At 38.2% G+C, this 20,760-nt stretch carries 16 protein-coding genes; 13 read left to right on the top strand and 3 right to left on the bottom strand.

What is annotated here, in order from left to right; genetic code table 11:
* Positions 1 to 106: 106 nt before the first annotated feature.
* Entirely contained in the window at positions 107 to 1,642 is a 1,536-nt protein-coding gene (locus tag AC4IF5_RS01415) for a toxin-antitoxin system YwqK family antitoxin (RefSeq protein ID WP_490730958.1), read from the bottom strand.
* A gap of 387 nt (positions 1,643 to 2,029) precedes the next feature.
* Here AC4IF5_RS01415 and AC4IF5_RS01410 point away from each other — a divergent pair, with 387 nt between their 5' ends.
* Positions 2,030 to 2,731, top strand: a complete 702-nt coding sequence (locus tag AC4IF5_RS01410) for a CoA transferase subunit A (RefSeq protein ID WP_490730956.1) — start codon at positions 2,030 to 2,032, stop codon at positions 2,729 to 2,731.
* A gap of 57 nt (positions 2,732 to 2,788) precedes the next feature.
* Here AC4IF5_RS01410 and AC4IF5_RS01405 read toward each other — a convergent pair whose 3' ends face one another.
* Positions 2,789 to 4,591 (bottom strand): ABC transporter ATP-binding protein, encoded by a 1,803-nt coding sequence (locus tag AC4IF5_RS01405; protein ID WP_490730954.1) that lies wholly within the window; start codon positions 4,589 to 4,591, stop codon positions 2,789 to 2,791.
* A gap of 121 nt (positions 4,592 to 4,712) precedes the next feature.
* Here AC4IF5_RS01405 and AC4IF5_RS01400 point away from each other — a divergent pair, with 121 nt between their 5' ends.
* Positions 4,713 to 5,366: a CoA transferase subunit B gene (locus tag AC4IF5_RS01400; RefSeq protein WP_490730952.1), complete on the top strand. Its 654-nt coding sequence runs from the start codon at positions 4,713 to 4,715 to the stop codon at positions 5,364 to 5,366.
* Between the two features lie 395 nt (positions 5,367 to 5,761).
* Here the strand turns inward: AC4IF5_RS01400 and AC4IF5_RS01395 are convergent, their stop codons facing one another.
* Complete coding sequence (locus AC4IF5_RS01395) at positions 5,762 to 6,577, bottom strand: DUF4197 domain-containing protein (protein WP_490730950.1); 816 nt, start codon at positions 6,575 to 6,577, stop codon at positions 5,762 to 5,764.
* 244 nt (positions 6,578 to 6,821) lie between these two features.
* Between AC4IF5_RS01395 and AC4IF5_RS01390 the strand changes: the two genes are divergently transcribed.
* The 11 genes from AC4IF5_RS01390 to dacB all read left to right on the top strand — a co-directional run bounded on the left by AC4IF5_RS01390 (position 6,822) and on the right by dacB (position 20,684).
* Complete coding sequence (locus tag AC4IF5_RS01390) at positions 6,822 to 9,071, top strand: family 20 glycosylhydrolase (protein ID WP_490730948.1); 2,250 nt, start codon at positions 6,822 to 6,824, stop codon at positions 9,069 to 9,071.
* A 170-nt stretch (positions 9,072 to 9,241) separates the two neighbouring features.
* Positions 9,242 to 9,406, top strand: a complete 165-nt coding sequence (locus AC4IF5_RS01385; protein ID WP_490730947.1) for a hypothetical protein — start codon at positions 9,242 to 9,244, stop codon at positions 9,404 to 9,406.
* A gap of 47 nt (positions 9,407 to 9,453) precedes the next feature.
* Positions 9,454 to 10,449 carry an isoaspartyl peptidase/L-asparaginase family protein gene (locus AC4IF5_RS01380; RefSeq protein WP_490730945.1) on the top strand — a complete coding sequence of 332 codons (996 nt, stop codon included), beginning with the start codon at positions 9,454 to 9,456 and terminating at the stop codon, positions 10,447 to 10,449.
* 278 nt (positions 10,450 to 10,727) lie between these two features.
* Positions 10,728 to 11,285 carry a hypothetical protein gene (locus AC4IF5_RS01375; protein ID WP_490730943.1) on the top strand — a complete coding sequence of 186 codons (558 nt, stop codon included), beginning with the start codon at positions 10,728 to 10,730 and terminating at the stop codon, positions 11,283 to 11,285.
* Positions 11,286 to 11,299: 14 nt separating this feature from the next.
* Positions 11,300 to 11,962, top strand: a complete 663-nt coding sequence (locus tag AC4IF5_RS01370) for a copper homeostasis protein CutC (protein WP_490730941.1) — start codon at positions 11,300 to 11,302, stop codon at positions 11,960 to 11,962.
* 163 nt (positions 11,963 to 12,125) lie between these two features.
* Complete coding sequence (locus tag AC4IF5_RS01365; protein ID WP_490730939.1) at positions 12,126 to 14,594, top strand: beta-mannosidase; 2,469 nt, start codon at positions 12,126 to 12,128, stop codon at positions 14,592 to 14,594.
* Positions 14,595 to 14,797: 203 nt separating this feature from the next.
* Positions 14,798 to 15,043 (top strand): type II toxin-antitoxin system ParD family antitoxin, encoded by a 246-nt coding sequence (locus AC4IF5_RS01360; protein ID WP_490730937.1) that lies wholly within the window; start codon positions 14,798 to 14,800, stop codon positions 15,041 to 15,043.
* Positions 15,043 to 15,342 carry a type II toxin-antitoxin system RelE/ParE family toxin gene (locus AC4IF5_RS01355; protein WP_490730935.1) on the top strand — a complete coding sequence of 100 codons (300 nt, stop codon included), beginning with the start codon at positions 15,043 to 15,045 and terminating at the stop codon, positions 15,340 to 15,342. The genes AC4IF5_RS01360 and AC4IF5_RS01355 overlap by 1 nt, the downstream gene beginning before the upstream one ends.
* Positions 15,343 to 15,593: 251 nt before the next feature.
* On the top strand, positions 15,594 to 16,502 hold the full coding sequence (locus AC4IF5_RS01350; RefSeq protein WP_490730933.1) for an AEC family transporter: 909 nt from the start codon (positions 15,594 to 15,596) through the stop codon (positions 16,500 to 16,502).
* Positions 16,503 to 16,606: 104 nt separating this feature from the next.
* Complete coding sequence (gene priA / locus AC4IF5_RS01345) at positions 16,607 to 19,054, top strand: replication restart helicase PriA (RefSeq protein ID WP_490730931.1); 2,448 nt, start codon at positions 16,607 to 16,609, stop codon at positions 19,052 to 19,054.
* A gap of 160 nt (positions 19,055 to 19,214) precedes the next feature.
* Complete coding sequence (gene dacB, locus AC4IF5_RS01340) at positions 19,215 to 20,684, top strand: D-alanyl-D-alanine carboxypeptidase/D-alanyl-D-alanine endopeptidase (protein WP_490730929.1); 1,470 nt, start codon at positions 19,215 to 19,217, stop codon at positions 20,682 to 20,684.
* Positions 20,685 to 20,760: the final 76 nt, after the last annotated feature.

Here is a 20,760-nt window from a genome sequence, read left to right as displayed (position 1 = left end):
AGATCCAGCAGATCTTTCCTTATCGTTTGTGAAAACCTGAATGACCAGTAATAAACAGAAAAGCAGTCTCAAAATTGAAACTGCTCTGTATATATGATAATGGTGATTAGTCAAAATGATAATATAAATCCTCCTCCTGTATTGTTGCTTGGTTTTCACCAAAGCTATATCCATCTTCCGCATCTGCCAAGGTTTTAGTTTCCTGGATAAGCTTTCCCTCCGTATTATAAAGCTTTAAAAGGATCCATTTTCCACTGCGTTCAAGCTCTTTGGCTCCGGTTAGTGTTTTTAGCTTTATCTTGCCGGATTGAATAATTCCTCCTTTCACAGAAGATTTATTGGCAGGCTTACCTTTTACATATTGTACAATTTGCGCGGTGAAGCTATAATCATCGTCTCCATCTTCGCTAAGTGGCTGTGTAAAGGTATATAAGACCGCTCCTTTATCATCGTAAACGGTTGCCTCATGGCCCGTTTGCTTTGAATTCAGCTTTTTCTCGAATTTCAGTTTTTTCTCTATGGTATATATTTTCGTATTGACTAAAACGCCATCCTTGTACTGCTGTTCACTCAGATCCTCATATGCGGTACCGTTATAAGGCATATCATCTTTATACGTTAAAGTTGATTTCAGTTTTCCCTCAGGACTGTAATATTTGATTTCCTGTGTAATATCGTCCTTCAATACTTTTTCTGTGGCTAATTTTCCGTCTTCATCAAAATACTTATTCAGTACGATTGAACCGTTCTTATAAACATCAATTGATGAAATCTGAGTATAGTCATAGCTCAGCTGATAATCCTCACCCTCTGCAGGATTGTAAAGGTCATTTTCTTTATCATACTGATATACAAGATGACCTATTTTTTTACCCGATTCATCATAAGTGGTTTTATAGCCGTCCTTTTTATTTCTTTTCTGTTCCTGCAGGATCTTTCCGTTTTTGCTATAGATAACTCCTTCCTTTACACTGCCGTCCTTTCTGTATTTTTCGATCTTGGAGATCCTCATTGGATTAGCGTAGTAATCCACCACCATATTTTCCCCGGAACCGGAAGTTCCGCTGCCTAGAAATTTACCCTTTTCACCGTAATATTTCGTTTCATAATTGCTGTCTTTATCGATGATGGATTCATGTCTGATCCCTTTGATATCCTCATCATAAACAGTCGTTTTGGCAGGCAAAGAGTTTTCATAGTCGATCAGGATATTGAAGTCGCTTCCATCCTCAATATCTTTATAGGTGAACATCTTTCCTGAAAACGTTCCGTCAGCTTTAAATACCATATCTTCTATCAATCTGCCCTTTGTATCGTAAGACTGAGAAGGCCCAATCTGCTTTCCCTTGGAATAGGTTGTGGTATTCAACATCTTTCCTTCAGGCGTATACCAGGTTACTTTTCCGTCGTAAACTTCGCTGTTGGGAGTTATATCAGAAGCAAGCCCCTCCATTTGAAGTGTTCCGTCCTTATAGAAATCTTTGATAAGGGTAAGTTTGCCCTTAGGAGTCGTTTCACGGTAGTATTCCATATTATCCCGGGTGGTTTTCTCCCAGTTTTCATCAAAATAAGTCTTTTCCTGTGCATACGCGTTGACGCTGAGTATTAATGCAAGTAATGCTGACGTAAATAATTTTTTCATGCTTTTTTATTAAGTTTTGATTGTATATCTGATTAATGGACTTTAGTATATTGAAAAATAAGTAACTGTTAAAGGGAAAAGAGAAGACAGGAATTACACTGTCACGAAATAATTTTACATTGAAATTGTGTTTAAATAAATTATATCCAAATACTATAAAATATACCGTATTTCTAAGTTTGCAGCGCCAAAGATAAATCAATTTGACAAGAAACGGGCAAAAAAGTGAACAGATCTGTTCACTTTTATAGATAAGACTTTGATTACTATTATATTAAATATTAAAAAACAGATCATTCAGAAAAGGATGAAATTCAGAAACATTTCCGGTAACCGGATATATGAGAAAATTTATTAAATTTAGCCAACAGAAAAATCTAATATTTCATGATAGATAAAAGAGTAAAAAATGCAAAGGAGGCCATTGAAGGAATTAAAGACGGAATGACGTTGATGCTGGGCGGATTTGGACTTTGCGGGATTCCTGAAAACTCAATTAATGCTTTGGTAGAAAGTGATGTGAAAGATCTGACCTGTATTTCAAACAATGCAGGAGTAGATGATTTCGGATTGGGACTGCTGCTTCACAAAAGGCAGATCAAGAAAATGATCTCTTCGTATGTAGGAGAAAATGCGGAATTCGAAAGACAGATGCTTTCAGGTGAACTGGAGGTTGAGCTTACCCCACAGGGAACTTTAGCAGAAAAATGCAGGGCTGCTCAGGCAGGAATTCCTGCTTTCTATACACCGGCAGGGTATGGAACTGAAGTTGCAGAAGGAAAAGAAGTAAAAGAATTCAAAGGAAAGCCGCACATTCTGGAGCATGCTTACGAAGCAGATTTTTCTATCGTAAAAGCATGGAAAGGAGATCATGCCGGAAACCTTATTTTTAAAGGATCAGCAAGAAACTTCAACCATCCGATGGCAGGAGCCGGTAAAATTACCATTGCCGAAGTGGAAGAGCTGGTAGAGCCGGGAGAATTAGATCCTAACCAGATCCATATTCCGGGAATCATGGTCCAGAGAATTTTCCAAGGAGAAAAATTTGAAAAGAGAATTGAGCAGAGAACGGTTAGAAGTAAAGAATAAGCTTCTGAAAAACACTATAAAAACAAAAAGCGCTGAAATGTATTTTCAGCGCTTTCTTTATGTCTGGGGATTGGGCGATTTTCTTTCCCCGATCTGTTGCCGCCACATGGCGTAGTATAATCCTTTTTCAGCGATTAAATTTTTGTGGGAGCCCATTTCTACCACTTGTCCGCGCTCCAGCACATAGATTCTGTCTGCATGCATGATGGTGCTCAGACGGTGGGCGATAAGAACAGTGATCTGTTCTTTTTCTTTTGAGATGTCCTTGATGGTAGAGGTTATTTCTTCTTCAGTAATGCTGTCCAGTGCTGAAGTCGCTTCATCAAAGATCAATAAATGAGGTTTTCTTAAAAGAGCTCTTGCAATGGCTATCCTTTGTTTTTCACCGCCACTCAGCTTCAGTCCACCCTCACCAATAACAGTTTCAATACCCTTTTCAGCTCTTTCCAATAGTGCGGTACAGCTCGCCTTCTGTAAAGCAACGGCCAATTCCTGTTCCGTAGCTTTAGGATTGACAAAAAGAAGGTTTTCTTTGATCGTTCCTGCAAAAAGCTGGGTATCCTGGGTAACAAAACCGATCTGATTTCTCAGCTCATCAAAATCAAACTCTTTTCCATTGATCATATTATAAAAAATATTGCCTTCCTGAGGTCTGTAAAGTCCGACCAGCAGTTTTACCAACGTACTTTTCCCTGAGCCGCTAGGTCCCACAAAAGCAATGGTTTCCCCATTTTTTACCCCAAAAGAGATATTGTTTAAAGCCTTATACTGTGCAGACTGATGCTTAAAAGAGACATGCTTAAATTCCAGCTCTTCAATGGCCCCGATTTTTTTCGGATGAAGCGGTTTTTCCTCTACTTCTTTTTTCATCAGACGGTCAAAATTTTGCAAAGATGCCTCAGCTTCACGGTAAGAAATAATGATGTTCCCGATTTCCTGCATAGGACCGAAAATAAAGAAGCCATAGAACATAAGTGACAGATACTGTCCCGGAGTCACAATATTTTTAAAGATCAGGTATAAAAGAGTAAGAGTGATCAGCTGCTGAAGAAAGTTGACCATCGTTCCCTGTATAAAACTTAAAGAACGGATGCTTTTCACCTTTCTGAGTTCAAGCCCCAGGATCTTATACGTATTGTTATTGAGACGGATGATTTCCTGATTCGTCAGCCCTAAACTTTTAACGATTTCTATATTTCTCAGACTTTCTGTGGTACTTCCTGCTAAAGCGGTTGTTTCCGAAACAATATTTTTCTGGATGATCTTTATCCTTTTACTCAATAGATTGGTAATAAAGGCGATCAGAAAGATCCCGCATATGTATACAGGCATGATCGACCAATGTAAGCGAATAGCATATATGGAAACGAAAATAATACTCACCAGAATTCCAAAGAAGATATTGATGAAATTGGAGATGAATTTTACAGAATCTTCCCTTACTTTCGTTAAGATCGAAAGTGTTTCACCACTTCTCTGATCTTCAAATTCCTGATAAGGCAATGCCATTGAGTGTTTTAGCCCATCTGTAAAGATCTTGGCCCCAAATTTCTGGGTAATAACGCTTACCACATAATCCTGGAAAGCTTTGGCAATTCTGCTTATCATGGCTGTTCCGATGAGGAGTCCTAAAAAATAAAACGCACCATGGTAAACGGATGTTCCATACAAATATTCATTAAGGTCTCTGGGCAAGAGTTTTTCTTTATCAAAAAAATTAGGATGGGTTACCAGTTGATCCAGAATATTTCCTGTAATGGCCGGGGCAAATAAAGAAAAAACCTGGTTAATGGTTGCCAGCAATAAAGAAATAATTATCAGCCATTGATAAGGCTTGAGGTATCTTAAAAGTATTTTCATTCTGTTAAATAATGTTACAAAATTAAAGATATAATTTTGATTAACACTGTTAATTGTTTAGTGCAACAAAGCCCTTTTGTATTCAGTTGAAAATATTTAAATTGCAGTCTAAGTTTTTATTATGCTTACAAAAGAACAAATTGCCAAAAGAATTTCAAAAGAACTGAAAGATCGCTATTATGTAAACCTGGGAATCGGGATTCCTACTTTGGTTGCCAACTATGTTCCGGAAGGAATCTCCGTAGAGTTCCAGAGTGAGAACGGAGTTTTGGGGATGGGACCTTTCCCTTTCGAAGGAGAAGAAGATGCAGATATCATCAATGCCGGAAAACAAACGATTACCATTTTAGAAGGAGGCTCATTCTTCGATTCTGCTTTTAGTTTCGGGATGATCCGTGGTCAGAAAGTAGACCTTACTATCCTTGGTGCGATGGAAGTTGCAGAAAACGGAGATATCGCCAACTGGAAAATTCCGGGAAAGATGGTGAAAGGAATGGGGGGAGCGATGGATCTGGTAGCTTCTGCTGAAAATATTATTGTTGCTATGATGCACGTCAATAAAGCAGGAGAAAGTAAGATCCTGAAAAAATGTACTCTTCCGCTTACCGGAGTCAACTGTGTAAAGAAAGTCGTTACTGAATTGGCAGTGCTGGATGTCACTCCTGAAGGCTTCAAGCTTGTGGAAAGGGCTCCGGGCGTTTCAGTAGAAGACATCATCAAAGCTACAGAAGCAGATCTGATCATCGAAGGAGAAATTCCTGAAATGCAGTTCTAAACCTGATAAAATAAATGATCGGCGGGCCCACTTGTGGGCCCGCCGCTTTCTTTTTCAGCTACGAATACACGAATTTTTCTGCCATATCCTTTATATGAAATTTATATAAAATATTTGCTGTTGTAAGAAACCTTTTATAAATTGAATGAAATATAATTTGGATCTGTTTTTAGAACATACTCACAAAAGAATTCGTGCATTCGTGGCAAAAAGAATAATCACTTTAAAAAGCATAGCATAAAAAAATCAGTTAGCTTTAAGAAAATCCTTCTTGCGGGATAAAGTTTGATAATAATATAAAAAAAGACTGCCTCATCAATGAAACAGCCTTTATCTCTCAAATTTATCGGCTAGTTGGTCATCTAACTTCTAACCTCTAATATCCAACTTCTAATTTATCTCCCATCCTGTGCCCCAAAAACCTTCTGCAGGATACTCGTTGTTCTCATAGCCGGCGTATTTCTGATCCCGCTTTCTTTTTCAGCCACCATTTTGAATACCCCATTAATGGTTTCTGTCGTAACATATTCATTAAGATCCGTTGTTACAGATTGCCCTGTGAATGTATTGTATTTTGAGATAAGATTCTTCCATACGGAGTCTGCACCCACTTTTCCCAATGAAGCCTTTACTTTTGGCTGGAAAGCAGTGAATAGCTGACTTTGAGTTTTACCCTGAAGATAATTGGTTGCAGCATTGTCATTTCCCAACAGAATATTTTTAGCATCTGTAATGGTCATGGAGGTAATGGCGTTTGTGAAAATAGGAGCAGCTTCCGTAACGGCATCTTCAGCAGCTCTGTTGAGCAGCTTTACACCTTCATCCGCAAGGCTTCCCATACCCAGAGAACGCAGGGTCGTATCTATTTTTCTTAATTTTTCAGGCATTAAGATTTTTACCGCTTCATTTTTAAAAAATCCGTCAGTTACCGCCAGTTTTTTTACTCCATCGGTTACCCCAATATTTAAAGCCTCTTTTAGCCCCGATGAAATCTGTGTTGAAGTAAGATTTCCAAGATTGGGCGATGAATTATTGGATGGAGTAGTGGCTGTTGTATTTGTGGATGAGGGTGTCGTTCCATTCGTTTTTACAGGAGTATTAAGGTCAACTCCTGTTTTATCTTTAACTGTGGATTTTATCATATCCAAGATCTGTGCCTGTGTGGAAACTGAAAAAAGTAATCCGGCTGCCAGAAAAATGCTTTTTCTCATCGTATTTTTTTTACAAATTTAATGTTAAATTTCTTTATTGGCTTAGATTTATCAAAAAGCAAACCATAAATAACTGTTGCTGTTTGTTTAGTATTTATACATGATCAGATCTATTTAACCATTAAGAATTTATAGAATGTAAGAAGATGGTTATTATATTTTCCCTAAATCGGTTTTTATAAGTCGAAATGCGATTATAAGTTTTAGAAAATATTTATCTTAGCTAAAACCTTAACACCATCTAATGATACGTCCTTTTTTAGTTCTTTTTGTATTGATTTCAAACCTGATTTTTGCCCAGAATACATTGAACCTGATTCCTTATCCTCAAAATCTACAGATGAATGAGGGAAGTTTTATCATTCCCGAAGTTTTGCAGGTAAGTAATGCTTTGCCTAAAAATGAAACGGAATATTTCAAAAAAAGATTAGCTTCAATCATAAAATGTAAAGACTCAAAAAGCACGCAAGCTCAATTGGTGTATTCAAAACTGTCCGATACGCCTGCAGGAAAAGAAGAATTTTATACCCTTGAAGTTTCGCCAAAGCAAATTCATATCAAATCTTATACTCAGCAAGGATATTTTCTGGCCCTTCAGACATTGATCCAGCTCTTCGAAAATTATAAAACAGAAAAGAAAATTCCGGCTTTAAAAATTGAAGATCAGCCAAAGTTTGCATGGCGTGGAATGCATCTGGATGTTTGCCGTCACTTTTTCACGGTAGATGAGGTGAAACAGTATATAGATTATTTGGCAATGTATAAGCTGAATACGTTCCATTGGCACTTAACTGATGATCAGGGGTGGAGAATTGAAATAAAAAAATACCCGAAACTGACCCAAATTGGTTCAAAACGTAAAGAATCCATGATTGGGGCTTATGTAGATAATACATTCGACGGAAAGCCTTACGGACCTTATTTTTATACCCAGGAACAGATAAAAGAGGTGGTGAAATATGCTCAGGAAAGACATATCACTGTTGTCCCGGAAATAGAAATGCCTGGACACGCACTCGCGGCATTATCCGCATATCCAGAGTTAGCCTGTACCAAAGGACCTTTTGAACCTGCTACAAAATGGGGCGTTTTTGATGATGTGTTCTGTCCTAAAGATGAAACATTTACATTTTTGGAAAATGTGCTGGATGAGGTGATACAGCTGTTTCCGTCTCAGTATATCCATATTGGTGGTGATGAGTGCCCGAAAACAAGATGGAAAGAATGCGCCCACTGCCAGGAATTGATTAAGAACAATAATTTAAAGGATGAACATGGCTTACAGAGCTATTTTATCCGGAGAATTGAAAAATATGTCAATGCTAAAGGCAGAAAGATCATCGGATGGGATGAAATTTTAGAAGGTGGATTAGCCCCTAATGCAGCAGTAATGAGCTGGACGGGAGTAAACGGAGGCATTGAAGCGGCAAAATCAAAACACTTTGCAGTGATGACGCCGGGAGCCTACTGTTATTTTGACCATTATCAGGGAGATCCACAATCGGAACCTAACGCATTTGGAGGTTTTACGCCGTTAGATAAAGTTTATTCCTATGATCCTGTTCCTGCTGAGCTTACACCGGAACAGGCAAAATATATTTTAGGAGTTCAGGCTAATTTATGGACAGAATATATCTTAGATTTTAAGCAGGTACAGTACATGATATTTCCAAGACTGATGGCACTTTCGGAAGTAGGATGGGGAACATCTGATCCTAGGAACTATAAAGCGTTTGAAAACAGGGTGATCAATCAGTTCAAAGTTCTGGACAAGATGAACGTGAATTATGCGAAGAGCATTTACAATATTTCCGGAAAGGTAATTCCTGCTAAAAATGGAATCGCCTATGAATTATCCACTTCACAGAATTCGAATGGAATAAGATATACCCTGGACGGAACGGTTCCTGCAATCAACTCCAAAACATATCAGAATCCTGTTTCAATTCCTAATTCTTTAACGGTCAAATCTGCTTATTTTGAGGATGATCAACTGAAAAGTGCAGTATCTTCACAGCAGTTTACCATTTCAAAAACAACAGGAAAAAATATAACCCTTGAACAGCAGCCCAGTGAAAACTATTCTTTTGGTGGAGCTTTTACTTTAGTAGATGGCATTATCGGGAATGTAAAACAGTTGGGTAAAACATGGCTGGGCTTCCAGGGGAAAGATGTAGCAGCGACAATCGATTTCGGACAGAAAGCCGGTTTTTCTGAGGTATATTTTAATACATTGGAAAATAAAGGAAGCTGGATCCACCTTGCAAGAGCTGCAAAGATCTTTGTCTCAGATGATAACAGGGATTTTAAAATGATCAGAGAAATCGGAAAAGAAGAAATTCAGAATGTCAAAGGTAAAATTAAAGTAAATGTAGGAGCACAAAATGCCAGATATCTTAAAGTGATCATTGAAAATGCTGGGATTATTCCGGCAGGAAATCCGGGAGCTGATTCAAAAGCATGGCTATTTGTTGATGAAATTGGAGCTAATTGATTCCGGGAAAATTTTACCCAATGCAGGACACTATACTTTATTCGGAATTTTCCTCTTATTTCTGAAAATTTTAAGTGAATCTACTAATTGGAACCAAAAAACAATGTTATCTTGAGAATTTATGCTTGGAAAACGTGAAAATTTGTACTTTTAAAACAAAATTTTTTGTTATGAAATTTATCAGCATTGTAGACCAACAAGGAAATACTCATTTGATTAATCCTGATCATATTGTTAGAATAGAAAAATATCAAAACAGCATAATAATCTGGATGTCTGATAAATTTGGAATTCATACCCCTATGACTGTAGAGCAATTAATGTCTGCAGGGTAGATGGTATTTTTTTAGATTTGTCAGGTATTATAATAATTGGAAATACCATGAACAATAACCGAAGAAGTTTTATCAAAAAACTGGGAATAGCGACAGCAGCGCTTGCCGTAAATCCTTTGGATCTGATGGCTGCCGAATTGCCTGAACCAACTACAGCTGTAAACAAGCCGATTGTACTTTCTACCTGGAATTTTGGGTTGAAAGCGAACGAAGAGGCATGGACAGTTCTGGGAAAAGGAGGAAAAGCTTTAGATGCAGTTGAAAAAGGAGTTCGTCTGGTAGAATCAGATCCTAAAGAAAGAAGCGTAGGGTATGGCGGCCGGCCGGACAGAGATGGAAGGGTAACCCTGGATGCCTGTATCATGGATGATAATTATAATATCGGATCAGTAGCCTGCCTGGAACATATCAAAAACCCGATTTCCGTTGCCAGGGCTGTAATGGAAAAAACGCCTCACGTTATGCTGGTGGGAGACGGGGCACTTCAGTTTGCTCTTTCTCAGGGTTTCAAAAAAGAAAATCTTCTCACCCCCGAATCAGAAAAAGAATGGAAAGAATGGCTCAAAACAAGTCAGTATAAGCCTGTCGCCAATATTGAGAACCATGATACCATAGGAATGATTGCTCTTGATGCCCAAGGGAACCTTTCAGGAGCCTGTACAACGAGCGGAATGGCCTTTAAAATGCATGGCAGGGTAGGAGATTCCCCAATCATCGGAGCAGGATTATTTGTAGATAATGAAGTAGGAGCCGCTACGGCCACCGGTCATGGTGAAGAGGTGATCAGAACAGTGGGAACTCATCTGGTCGTTGAATTGATGAGACAGGGCAGAAACCCACAGGAAGCCTGTAAAGAGGCAGTGGACAGGATTGTGAAGATCAATCAGAGAAGGAATAAGAATCTTAAAGATATTCAGGTTGGTTTTATTGCCATCAACAAAAAAGGGGAGTACGGTTCTTACTGTATTCAGGATGGTTTCAACTTTGCAGTTTATGATCAGAAAGGAAACCGTCTTGAAAAGCCTGAATTTGCATTGAAATAGTTTTTTGTTGGAAAACGCAAAGACCAAGGGGCGTTTTTAAAACTTTATGCTTTTAAGACGCAAGGATTTTATCTTCAATAAAATTGTATCCTGTTGATTCCTAATCTACAAGAGTAAAAACTTGTTGAAAGTCTCTGGTTTTCTGTCGCCCTTAAAAACAGTATTATAGACTACTATCATTCTTTGCATGGAATATTAAAATTCAATAGAAACAGACAATTAGCCTGTTTAAACAATTATATGACAATCTATTGGCTTGGGCCAACATTTAGAAAAATATGAAAAGAATGATTATTGCTTCCCTGTTTTTAATCTTAGCATGTAAGGAAGAAAAGAAAGAAATGGTGAAAACAGAACCTTTGGTAAAAGAAAATGTGACCCTGACTAAACCTGATGTTAACGAATCCAAGGAAGCAAAAAAGTGGCTGAAAAAGAGTATCGGTGATTATTTTAAAGCTGATCTTGGTAATCTAGATAAGAATATGCAAAAAATGACAACTCCGGATTATTACGAATATAAAACTGATGCCACGAATGTTGATATGGAGGTAGATGGAAGTCTTACAAAAAAAGAATTTTATGAAAAATGGAGAATGAAATTTGATGTTCAGAAAGCAGGAATTAATACCGGGTTCTTAATAACCGGACAGGACTGGGAGGAAATTAAAATTTCCCGCTGTAAACTCGTTGTGGAGTCTGAGCAGGAGTGGTGGTTCGATGTGCTACTTTCTGACGAAAAACTTAAGTCAGAATACCCGGTTAGCATAGAAGTGATCAAAGAAAATGGAACTTTTCTGATTGCCGATGTATGGCAGGAAGAACCGAAATTGAATTAAACCTATACAATAAAATGTCAAAAATAGAAATAGCGTGTTTCAACCCTGAGTCAGCATTGATCGCTTTCAAGAATGGTGCCGACAGAATAGAATTGTGTGACGGATTAGGTGAAGGAGGAACAACTCCGGATTTTGAAACCACAAAACAGCTCCGGGAGAAAATTAATATCCCGGTTTTTGTGATGATCCGTCCCAGAGGAGGTAATTTTACTTATTCAGACCCGGAATTTGAACAGATGAAAAGTGATTTGCTTCAGCTGAAGTCTTTGAATGTAGACGGTTTTGTGCTGGGGATTCTGCACGAAAATGATGAGGTGAATATGGAACAGAATAAGGTGTTAGTAGAATTGGCGGCACCGCTTCCCTGTACTTTTCATCGTGCTTTTGACCGGGCAAAAACGTTGGAAGACTCTTTAGAAAAGATAATTGAATGTGGCTTTAAAACCATTCTTACGTCAGGCCAGAAGCCTAATGTATCCGAAGGAAAAGAAAACCTGAAGAAACTGGTTGAATTGTCCGATGGAAGAATAGAAATACTTGTAGGAGGCGGACTCCGTTCCTCAAATATCGAAGAGATAAGAGCCATAACAAAAGCTGCTTATTTCCATTCTTCAGCTATTACTGATGGCGGAGCTTTTGCCAATCCGGATGAAGTGGTCGCGTTGAAGAATACATAATACGATAATATACATTTAGTTTATCATTCCGGGAAATCTCAATAAGAATAATAGAAACCTGACAGCAACAGATCAATATATCTGAATATACTGAGACTACTTATTAATTTAACAGTGAACTTATTAAGTACGGAATCCATAGAATTGTAAACAAACTTAATTGATGAATAAAACGATCCTTTTTGCTTCTTTTTTCTTACAGAATATTCTTTTTGCGCAGTTCTCTCAAAGAAGCTTGTCTTCTGAAAGCTGGCAGTTCAGAAATGCAAAAGATAAAAGCTGGCTTCCTGCAAAAGTTCCGGGAACAGTTCATCTGGATCTGATGAATAACAATATCATTCCGGATCCTTTCAAAGATGAAAACGAAAAGGAAGTTCAGTGGATCGAAAATGAAGATTGGGATTACCAGACCGGTTTTAAAGTTTCTCCGAAAGAATTAAAGAATGATCATATTGAATTAGTATTTAACGGATTGGATACTTTCTCAGAAATTTACCTGAATGGAAAACTGCTGAAAAAAACGGATAATATGTTCAGGAAATGGCAGATCCCGGTAAAAGACCATCTGAAAGCTGGAGATAATGTATTACAGGTCAGATTTAAGTCTGCTGTCAATACCGGAAAAGAGCTGGCAAAAGCGGTTCCGTTCACTATGCCGGAGTCTCCAAGAAGCTTTGTAAGAAAAGCGCAGTATCAGTTTGGCTGGGATTGGGGACCCAGACTTGTAACGGCAGGAATCTGGAAAGATGCAAAGATCATATTCTGGAATCATGCCATATTGGAAAATGTCAGAATTGAGCAGAAAAAGATATCCGGTGAAAATGCAGACCTGGCTGTTCACGCGTTGATTTCTGCGGATAAAGCAGGAGAATACAGAATTACGGTTAACAATCAAATCCATACGATTCAATTAAAAAAAGGACAAAATCAGATCGATGTTCCTTATAGTATTCAAAACCCGGAATTATGGCAACCTAATGGTTGGGGAGCGCCATATTTGTATGAGGTGAAAATTTCACTGCAGAAAGAGGCTCAGCTGCTTTCTGATGAAATGGTGAAAATAGGGCTGAGAACAATAGAGCTGGTACAGGAAAAGGATGAAAAAGGAAAATCGTTCCACTTTAAAGTTAATGGTAAACCTATGTATATCAAGGGCACCAACTGGATTCCTGCCGATAGTTTCTCTCCCCGGGTTACCAAAGAAAAATATCAAAAGCTGATCAGAGATGCCAAAGATGCCCATATGAATATGATCCGCATCTGGGGAGGCGGAATTTATGAAGATGATGAGTTTTATAAAGCCTGTGATGAGAACGGAATTCTGGTCTGGCAGGATTTTATGTTTGCAGGAAGCTTTTATCCGGCGGATGATGAGTTTCTGAACAACGTAAAAGAAGAAGTGAAGGATCAGGTCAACAGGCTTCAGAACCACCCGTCAATAGCTTTATGGTGCGGAAATAATGAAATTGATGAAGCCATTGTCAACTGGGGCTATCAGAAGCAGTTTAAGTATTCAAAAAATGATTCATTACAGGTCTGGAAAGATTATAAAAAGCTCTTTCACGAAGTGATTCCCGGTTCTTTAAAAGAAAATCTTACTGCGGATAAAAATATCTATTGGCCAAGTTCTCCTTCGATCGGATGGGGGCATAAAGAAAGCCTTACGGAAGGAGACTCCCATTATTGGGGAGTTTGGTGGGGCGAACAGCCATTTGAGATTTACAACGAAAAAGTAGGACGCTTCATGTCCGAATATGGATTTCAGGGAATGCCTACACTTGAAACCACAAAAGCAATGTTTTCAGGAGCTCCGGATCTGAGTTTGAAAAATCCAGCCATCAAAGCCCATGAAAAACACAGCAGAGGCTGGGAGATCATTAATGAATATATGAAGCGTGATTACCATATCCCTGCTGATTTTGTGAAATACAATTACGTATCACAGTTGTTGCAGGCGAGAGGAATGCAGATGGCTATTGAGGCTCACCGTAGAGCAAAACCCTATAATATGGGAACCCTGTATTGGCAGCTTAATGATTGCTGGCCTGTAGTTTCATGGTCATCTGTTGATTATCTCGGAAACTGGAAAGCATTCCATTATCAGGCAAAAAGAAGCTTTGAGCCAACATTGATATCCGTTGCAGAAACAGATAAAACATATGACATTTACCTGATAAGCGATTGGCTTAAAGACTTACATTTTAACCTGAAATTAGAAGGGTTTGACTTTGATGGTAAAAAGCTTTGGGAAAATAATAAACCGGGTAACCTGAAGGCAAATGCAAGTGAAAAAATATTGAGCGTCAGTAAATCAGATCTTGCTCAATTCGATTTGTCAAAGGTTGTTTTAAAGATCAGTTCTGAAGATGATTTAAAATTTGAAAAGCTGTTCTTTTTTAGCAGACCAAAAGATTTGAAACTTTCAAAACCGGATATTTCCATCAGAAAAATATCACCAACTAAAATTGAAGTGTCAACAGATGTTTTGGCGAAAGATGTCTATTTGATGGGAGATACCCATTTCAGTGACAATTTTTTTGATCTGTTACCAAAGACTTCAAAGATCATTACACTTTCCAGGCCTTTGGAAAAAGTTGAGGTAATGAGCCTTTGGGATGGAATAAAGAATTAAAATACATTTTCCTATTGATCTGCGTAATTCGTGGGAGTTTAAAAAAGAGACTAGGAAAAAGCTAAACCTAACAGGTTTCTAAAACCTGTTAGGGGTAAAGCCAGCAATAAATTTTCAAGAAAAATTACAATACTTTTTTATAAATTTGATTGAGTTACCAATTTTTGGTAACTTTGATATAGAGTTTAAAAATCGAAAAAGATATGGGACGTAATACATCAGTTTCTTTAGGAGATTATTTTGAAGAATTTGTTGATCATAAAGTTTCTCAAGGCAGGTATAAAAATGCAAGTGAGGTGATTCGTGCTGGATTAAGATTATTAGAAGAAGAGGAAAATAAGCTTCAGCTCCTTAAAAATGCAATTCAGGAAGGAGTTGAAAGTGGAAAGGCCAATGATTTTGATCCGGAAAAACACCTGCTATTCTTAAAGGCCAAAATGAAAAAATAATGGGCCAATATATTTTTACTAATAAGGCAGTTGAAGATCTTTCTGAAATTTACGAATATACATATGAATTTTGGTCGGAATTTCAGGCTGACAAATATTATTATGAATTGGTCTGTTTTTGTCAGATGCTTGCGGAAAATCCAAAGATGGGAAAAAGCTACAGTGAAGTTGCTCCTGATATTCTGGGGTTTCTATCAAATAAGCATATCATTTTCTACAGAATCATCGAAACTGATGAATTTGAAATTATCAGAATTTTAGGTGCGGAAACCGATCTGAAAAATAGATTCAAAGATTAAAAAAATGTTGCAGATTGCAACAAATTTCACCAATCAGATCTGTGTAATCAGCGGGAGTTTAAAAAAGATACTGGAAAAAGCTAAACCTAACAGGTTTCCAAAACCTGTTAGGTTTCAAGTCTGAAAATAAATTTTCTTATCACATCCTTCATTTATTTATTTTTTTAATAGAATCATCCTCAAAAAAATATCAATTTTACCCCTTCAACTCAAAAATCAGCCGTAAATTTGCACCATATTCCTTTACAGTTATGGTAAATTTTGTTCTGATTGCAGTGTGCATTATTGCAGGGATGATATTCAAAGCAACAAAATCTATCCACCCCGATGCCCACAAGGGTATCAATACCTGGATTCTTTATCTTGCTCTTCCGGCAGTTTCATTTAAGTATCTGCCTAAAGTAAAATGGACAACAGAAATGCTGTTCCCAATCGTCGCTACGTTTTTAATTTCTGTTTTCTGTTTCTTCTTTATGATGTTTTACAGTAAGAGCAGAGGATATTCAAGGCGTTCAAGAAGTACTTTGGAGCTGGCAAGCGGCTATAGTAATACCTCTTTCATCGGTTTTCCTCTGATCAGCGCGTTTTATGGAGAAGGGCTTTTAAGTATTGCGATTATCTGTGACCAGACGATGTTTTTTGCCTTGTCTACGTTAGGAATCATAGCTGCAGTGAAAGGTGGCAGTAAATCGGGAAAAGTAAGCGCAGCATTTATTTTAAAGCGTTTGATCACATTTCCTCCGTTGATAGGTTGTATTTCTGCGTTGATATTATCTCAATTCATAGATTTTACGATAGCAGAACCATTCTTTGACAAGCTGGCCGCCACGGTAAGCCCTTTGGCTCTATTTTCTGTCGGACTGCAGCTGAAATTTAATGGCTGGAAAAAACTGATCCCTCAAATGTCAATGTCAATGCTTTATAAATTGGTGCTGGCTCCCGCTATTGTTCTAGGCTTAGCTTTGTTGCTGGGAATAAAAGGAGATATAGCTAAAATCACCATATTTGAAGCAGCAATGCCGACATTGGTGACTTCAAGTATCATTGCAGAGCAGTTCAGGCTGAATACAAAGCTGACAAATCTGATCATTGGAGTCAGCATCATTGTGGGATTTTTCACTTCTGCGTTTTGGTATAAGGTAACAGAACTGCTTTTTTAATAGTTGAATCAAAACATCAGATCTTCGTTGGACGAAGCGAAACCATCCCGACAAAGTTGCAGTTTTCTGAAGAAAAATCTAATTTTACACTTTAAAAATTTCTCTTGCAATACGCTCAAATTGTTTTACCCCTGAACCTGAAAGGATCTTTTACCTATAAAGTTCCTGAAGAACTGATGGCTGAGATCCGGCCGGGAATGCGTGTACTGGTGCCTTTTGGCGGAAAGAAGATTTATACGGGAATTGTATTTGAACTTCATGACAATGCTCCGGAAAGCTTTGTAGCAAAGGAAGTCATCAGTATGCTGGATGATCAGCCGATTCTGCCTGAGGAGCAGATCAGATTCTGGAACTGGCTTTCAGATTACTATTTGTGCGGGCTTGGAGAAATTTACAGGTTTTCATTCCCTTCTTCTTTAAAACTGGAAAGCGAGACTTACTTAAAACTAAAACCCGGTGCGGTTGTTGATTTTGAAAATCTGGATGTCAATGAAATGTACCTGATTCAGGCTTTGGAAGTACGGCAGCTGATCAACCTGACGGACATTGAAGCATTTATACCCAAAAAAGATATCATCAAAACCATCAATTCGCTGATCGATCTGCAGTATATCGAGATCGATGAGAAAATTGCTGAAAAATATAAGGCCAAAGAAGTGGCTTATGTAAAGATCAGTGATGATGCTTTAGGAAATCAGAATCTTACTGAAATTCTTTTAAAGCTGAATAAAGCTCCTAAGCAGAAAGATCTGTTTCTTCTGATTCTGGAAAAGCAGACTGAACATCCGGATATTCCTGTAAAGAAGGCAGAGCTGTTTGAAGATGGTTACTTTGGCAGCTCTCATTTCAAAGCTTTAGCAGACAAAGGTCTGGTAGAGGAGTACCATATGCAGAAGGACAGGATTGAAAGCTATGAAGGAGAAATTGAAGAGCTGGAAGAGCTTTCCGAACAGCAGAAAATAGCCAAATCTGAAATTGATGAAGCTTTTGAAGAAGGGAAAAATGTTCTGCTTCATGGGGTGACTTCGTCCGGGAAAACGCATATTTATTTAGAAAAAATTGAAGAATGTATACAACAAGGTAAGAATGTTTTGTTTTTACTTCCTGAAATTTCTCTAACCAAGCAGATTACCCAGCGATTAGAAAAGAAATATGGCAGGCAGCTTGGGTTTTACCATCAGAAGCTGACTGATTTTGAAAGGGTGGAAGTATGGAGAAGGATAAAGCAGAACGATATCCGTATTTTGATAGGAACCCGCAATGCTTTGTTTCTGCCTTATCAGAATCTGGGACTCATAGTTGTAGATGAAGAACATGATTCGGCCTACAGGCCAAGAGAAGTTTCTCCCTATTTTAATGCTAAAGATGTAGCATTGGTTTTGGGTGGACTTTACAATGCGGGAGTGATCTTAGGATCTGCTACTCCTTCTGTTGAAAGCTATTACCGGGCCAGAAAAGATAAAATGAAATACGTTTTCCTGAATGAAAGATTCGGGAATGTGAATCTGCCGGAATATGAGCTGATCAATTTCAAAGAAGCTCAGGAATCTAAAAAAGTTTCCGGAAACTTTTCCTTAAGGCTGATTGAAGAGATCAAAAAGACTGTAGACGATAAAAATCAGGCTATTGTTCTTCACAACCGCCGTGGATATGCTAATGTAGTGGAATGTGAAACCTGCGGTTATGTGAATTATTGCTCCAATTGTGATGTGGTAATGACCTACCATAAAGCAGCCAATGAAATGAAATGCCACTATTGCGGGCAAAGAGCTTCAAAACCGAAAACCTGTCCGAAGTGCCATTCTGAAAACCTGAATGAAAGAGGAGTAGGCGTGGAACAGATCCATGAGGAAGTCTCCAGGCTGTTCCCGGATAACGAAGTGGACAGGATGGATGTGGACTCTATGCGTAAAAAATTCGCCTACGAAAAGCTGTATGAGAAGATTGAAGACAGGGAAACGGATATTATAGTGGGAACACAGATGATCTCCAAAGGTCTTGATTTTGACCATATTGAAATCGTGGCTATTCCAAAAGCGGATTCGCTGTTGTATGTACAGGATTTCAGAGCGGAAGAAAGGGCTTATCAGCTGATCACCCAGGTTTCAGGAAGAGCGGGCAGGGTATCCGGAAAAGGAAAAATTTTAATCCAGACCTATAATCCAGACCATTCCGTATTTCAGCTGATCAAGATGAACGACCCTGCGAAGATCTATAAATACATCCTTACAGAACGCCAGAAATTCCATTATCCGCCATTTACCAGGCTGATTATGATCGAGCTGAAACACAGAAGAGAAGACAAAGCGGATCGTGCGTCTCAGTTCTTGGGTTCTATCTTAAGAAAATACCTGCCGGAAGATTGTGTTTTAGGTCCGGAAAGAGCTCAGATTGCAAGGCTGAATAATTTATATCAATTCCAGATTCTGCTTAAATTGCCCCGTGGAAAAAATTATGAGAAGTTCAAGAGTATGGTTTTGATAAGTTTGAAAGAATTTGATGAAATCACTGCATATCAAAGCATTAAAAAGGAGGTTTTTGTAGATTTTTAACAATTTTTAACAAAATTTACACTCTTTTATAAGACGGCGATGGTCCGTTATATAACAATAATTTCTACTTTTGGACGTTGATTAAGTGTTTGGCTTTTGTATTGAATGATTTAACCTATCATTTTTTATAGTGTCAAACTACAGAACAAAAAGAAGATAGATGGTAAATTACAGAAAATATATTTCAAGCGCAGCGGTATTGGCTTCCGGTTTCTTCCTGGCTCAATCTACCGTTTCTACCGTTCTTTACTCTCAGAATTATGACAATCAGAAAAACAGCTTAAATCTGCCCTCACCCGTTAGCTCGGTGGTGGAAAAGACCGTTTTGTCAGCAAAAGAACTTGTAGATATTAATGTAAACACAATGATGGCGGATCCTGTGCTGAAAAATGCAAACTGGGGATTCGTAGTGTATGATCCGAAAACGAAGAAGGTGATCTCTTCGTATAATGAAAGCACTCCTTTGGTTCCGGCTTCGACGACCAAATTACTGACGACAGAAACTGCTTTAAATCTCCTGGGAGAAAACTACCGTTGGATGACTCAGCTTGAGTATTCAGGAACGGTTGATGAAAACGGGACGTTAAACGGAAACCTTTACATCATAGGAAGCGGAGATCCTTCTCTGGGAACGAATAAGGCAGGGGCATGGTCATACAGAGACATTATTTCAGACTTCGTAGGTGGGCTTTCACGTGAGGGAATCAGAAAGGTAAATGGTGATATTATCATTCAGACAGCGCTTTTCAAAGGCAATATATCAATGCTTCCGGAAAATGTTGTATGGTTGGAAAACAATAATTATTATTTGCCTGTAGGAACTACCCGTGGGATTAACCCGGCCAATGAAAAGCTGATCGTAAAGAAAGGAGGCTTTTCTACAGATAAGAAGTTCTTCTATGTTTCTCCATATGCTCACCAAATGGTATATGCAGAAAAGTATGACGGGGATGGGGTTTTAACAACAAAGCTTCCGGATGCGCCGGCTTACCTGGCCAATTCTTTTAAGGCGACATTGGCGAAAAGCGGAATTCCTGTAACAGGAAAAGTAACCCCGAAAATGACGGATGCAACACCGGAGAGCAGAAAAATGCTTTCAGCTTACAAATCTCCGACGTTAGGAGATATCGTTTATTATACCAACCAGCGCAGTGATAACTCACTTGCTGAAGCCCTACTGAAAACAGTAGGATTCCAGAAAATGGGAGATCAGACTTCTGAAACAGGAAGAATAGTTGTGACGGACCACCTGAAAGAAGCAGGTTTTGATATGATCGGTCTTAATTACATGGACGGGAGCGGACTTTCAAGAAACAATAATGTGACTCCGATCTCACAGGTTAAGTTTTTGACCTCTTTAATGGATGAAAAATATTACAGATCCTATCTTACTTCCTTACCGGTTGGCGGACAGTCCGGAACTTTAAAAAGAATGTTTCTCGGAGAAGGTAACGGGCAGGTTTTTGCTAAAACGGGAACCTTAAACAAAGTAAAGACACTGGCAGGATATCTGAAAACAAATTCAGGTAAAACCCTGGTTTTTTCTTTAATGGTCAACAACTATTCCGGGTCGGTGGATATGGTGAAAAAGAGAATGGAAAAAATTCTTGAACCTGCATTAGATCTTTAAAATTATTTTATTTTATATATTATAACAGCCTTTTAATCATTGATTAAAAGGTTTTTTTTATATTTGATTAAAATAT

It is taken from the genome of Chryseobacterium sp. UF-290 (genome assembly GCF_058245615.1).
The sequence above is the reverse complement of the archived record's forward strand: the minus strand, read 5'-3'. Positions and strand labels throughout refer to the sequence as shown.

What these genes read in the sequence shown, in the direction of transcription:
- AC4IF5_RS01380 (WP_490730945.1), top strand. Translation starts at nt 9,454, where the DNA reads ATGAACAATAACCGAAGAAGTTTTATCAAAAAACTGGGAATAGCGACA.
- AC4IF5_RS01355 (WP_490730935.1), top strand. Translation starts at nt 15,043, where the DNA reads ATGGGCCAATATATTTTTACTAATAAGGCAGTTGAAGATCTTTCTGAA.
- AC4IF5_RS01405 (WP_490730954.1), bottom strand. Translation starts at nt 4,591, where the DNA reads ATGAAAATACTTTTAAGATACCTCAAGCCTTATCAATGGCTGATAATT.
- AC4IF5_RS01400 (WP_490730952.1), top strand. Translation starts at nt 4,713, where the DNA reads ATGCTTACAAAAGAACAAATTGCCAAAAGAATTTCAAAAGAACTGAAA.
- AC4IF5_RS01350 (WP_490730933.1), top strand. Translation starts at nt 15,594, where the DNA reads ATGGTAAATTTTGTTCTGATTGCAGTGTGCATTATTGCAGGGATGATA.
- AC4IF5_RS01370 (WP_490730941.1), top strand. Translation starts at nt 11,300, where the DNA reads ATGTCAAAAATAGAAATAGCGTGTTTCAACCCTGAGTCAGCATTGATC.
- AC4IF5_RS01395 (WP_490730950.1), bottom strand. Translation starts at nt 6,577, where the DNA reads ATGAGAAAAAGCATTTTTCTGGCAGCCGGATTACTTTTTTCAGTTTCC.
- AC4IF5_RS01375 (WP_490730943.1), top strand. Translation starts at nt 10,728, where the DNA reads ATGAAAAGAATGATTATTGCTTCCCTGTTTTTAATCTTAGCATGTAAG.
- AC4IF5_RS01410 (WP_490730956.1), top strand. Translation starts at nt 2,030, where the DNA reads ATGATAGATAAAAGAGTAAAAAATGCAAAGGAGGCCATTGAAGGAATT.
- AC4IF5_RS01365 (WP_490730939.1), top strand. Translation starts at nt 12,126, where the DNA reads ATGAATAAAACGATCCTTTTTGCTTCTTTTTTCTTACAGAATATTCTT.
- AC4IF5_RS01415 (WP_490730958.1), bottom strand. Translation starts at nt 1,642, where the DNA reads ATGAAAAAATTATTTACGTCAGCATTACTTGCATTAATACTCAGCGTC.
- dacB (WP_490730929.1), top strand. Translation starts at nt 19,215, where the DNA reads ATGGTAAATTACAGAAAATATATTTCAAGCGCAGCGGTATTGGCTTCC.
- AC4IF5_RS01360 (WP_490730937.1), top strand. Translation starts at nt 14,798, where the DNA reads ATGGGACGTAATACATCAGTTTCTTTAGGAGATTATTTTGAAGAATTT.
- AC4IF5_RS01385 (WP_490730947.1), top strand. Translation starts at nt 9,242, where the DNA reads ATGAAATTTATCAGCATTGTAGACCAACAAGGAAATACTCATTTGATT.
- AC4IF5_RS01390 (WP_490730948.1), top strand. Translation starts at nt 6,822, where the DNA reads ATGATACGTCCTTTTTTAGTTCTTTTTGTATTGATTTCAAACCTGATT.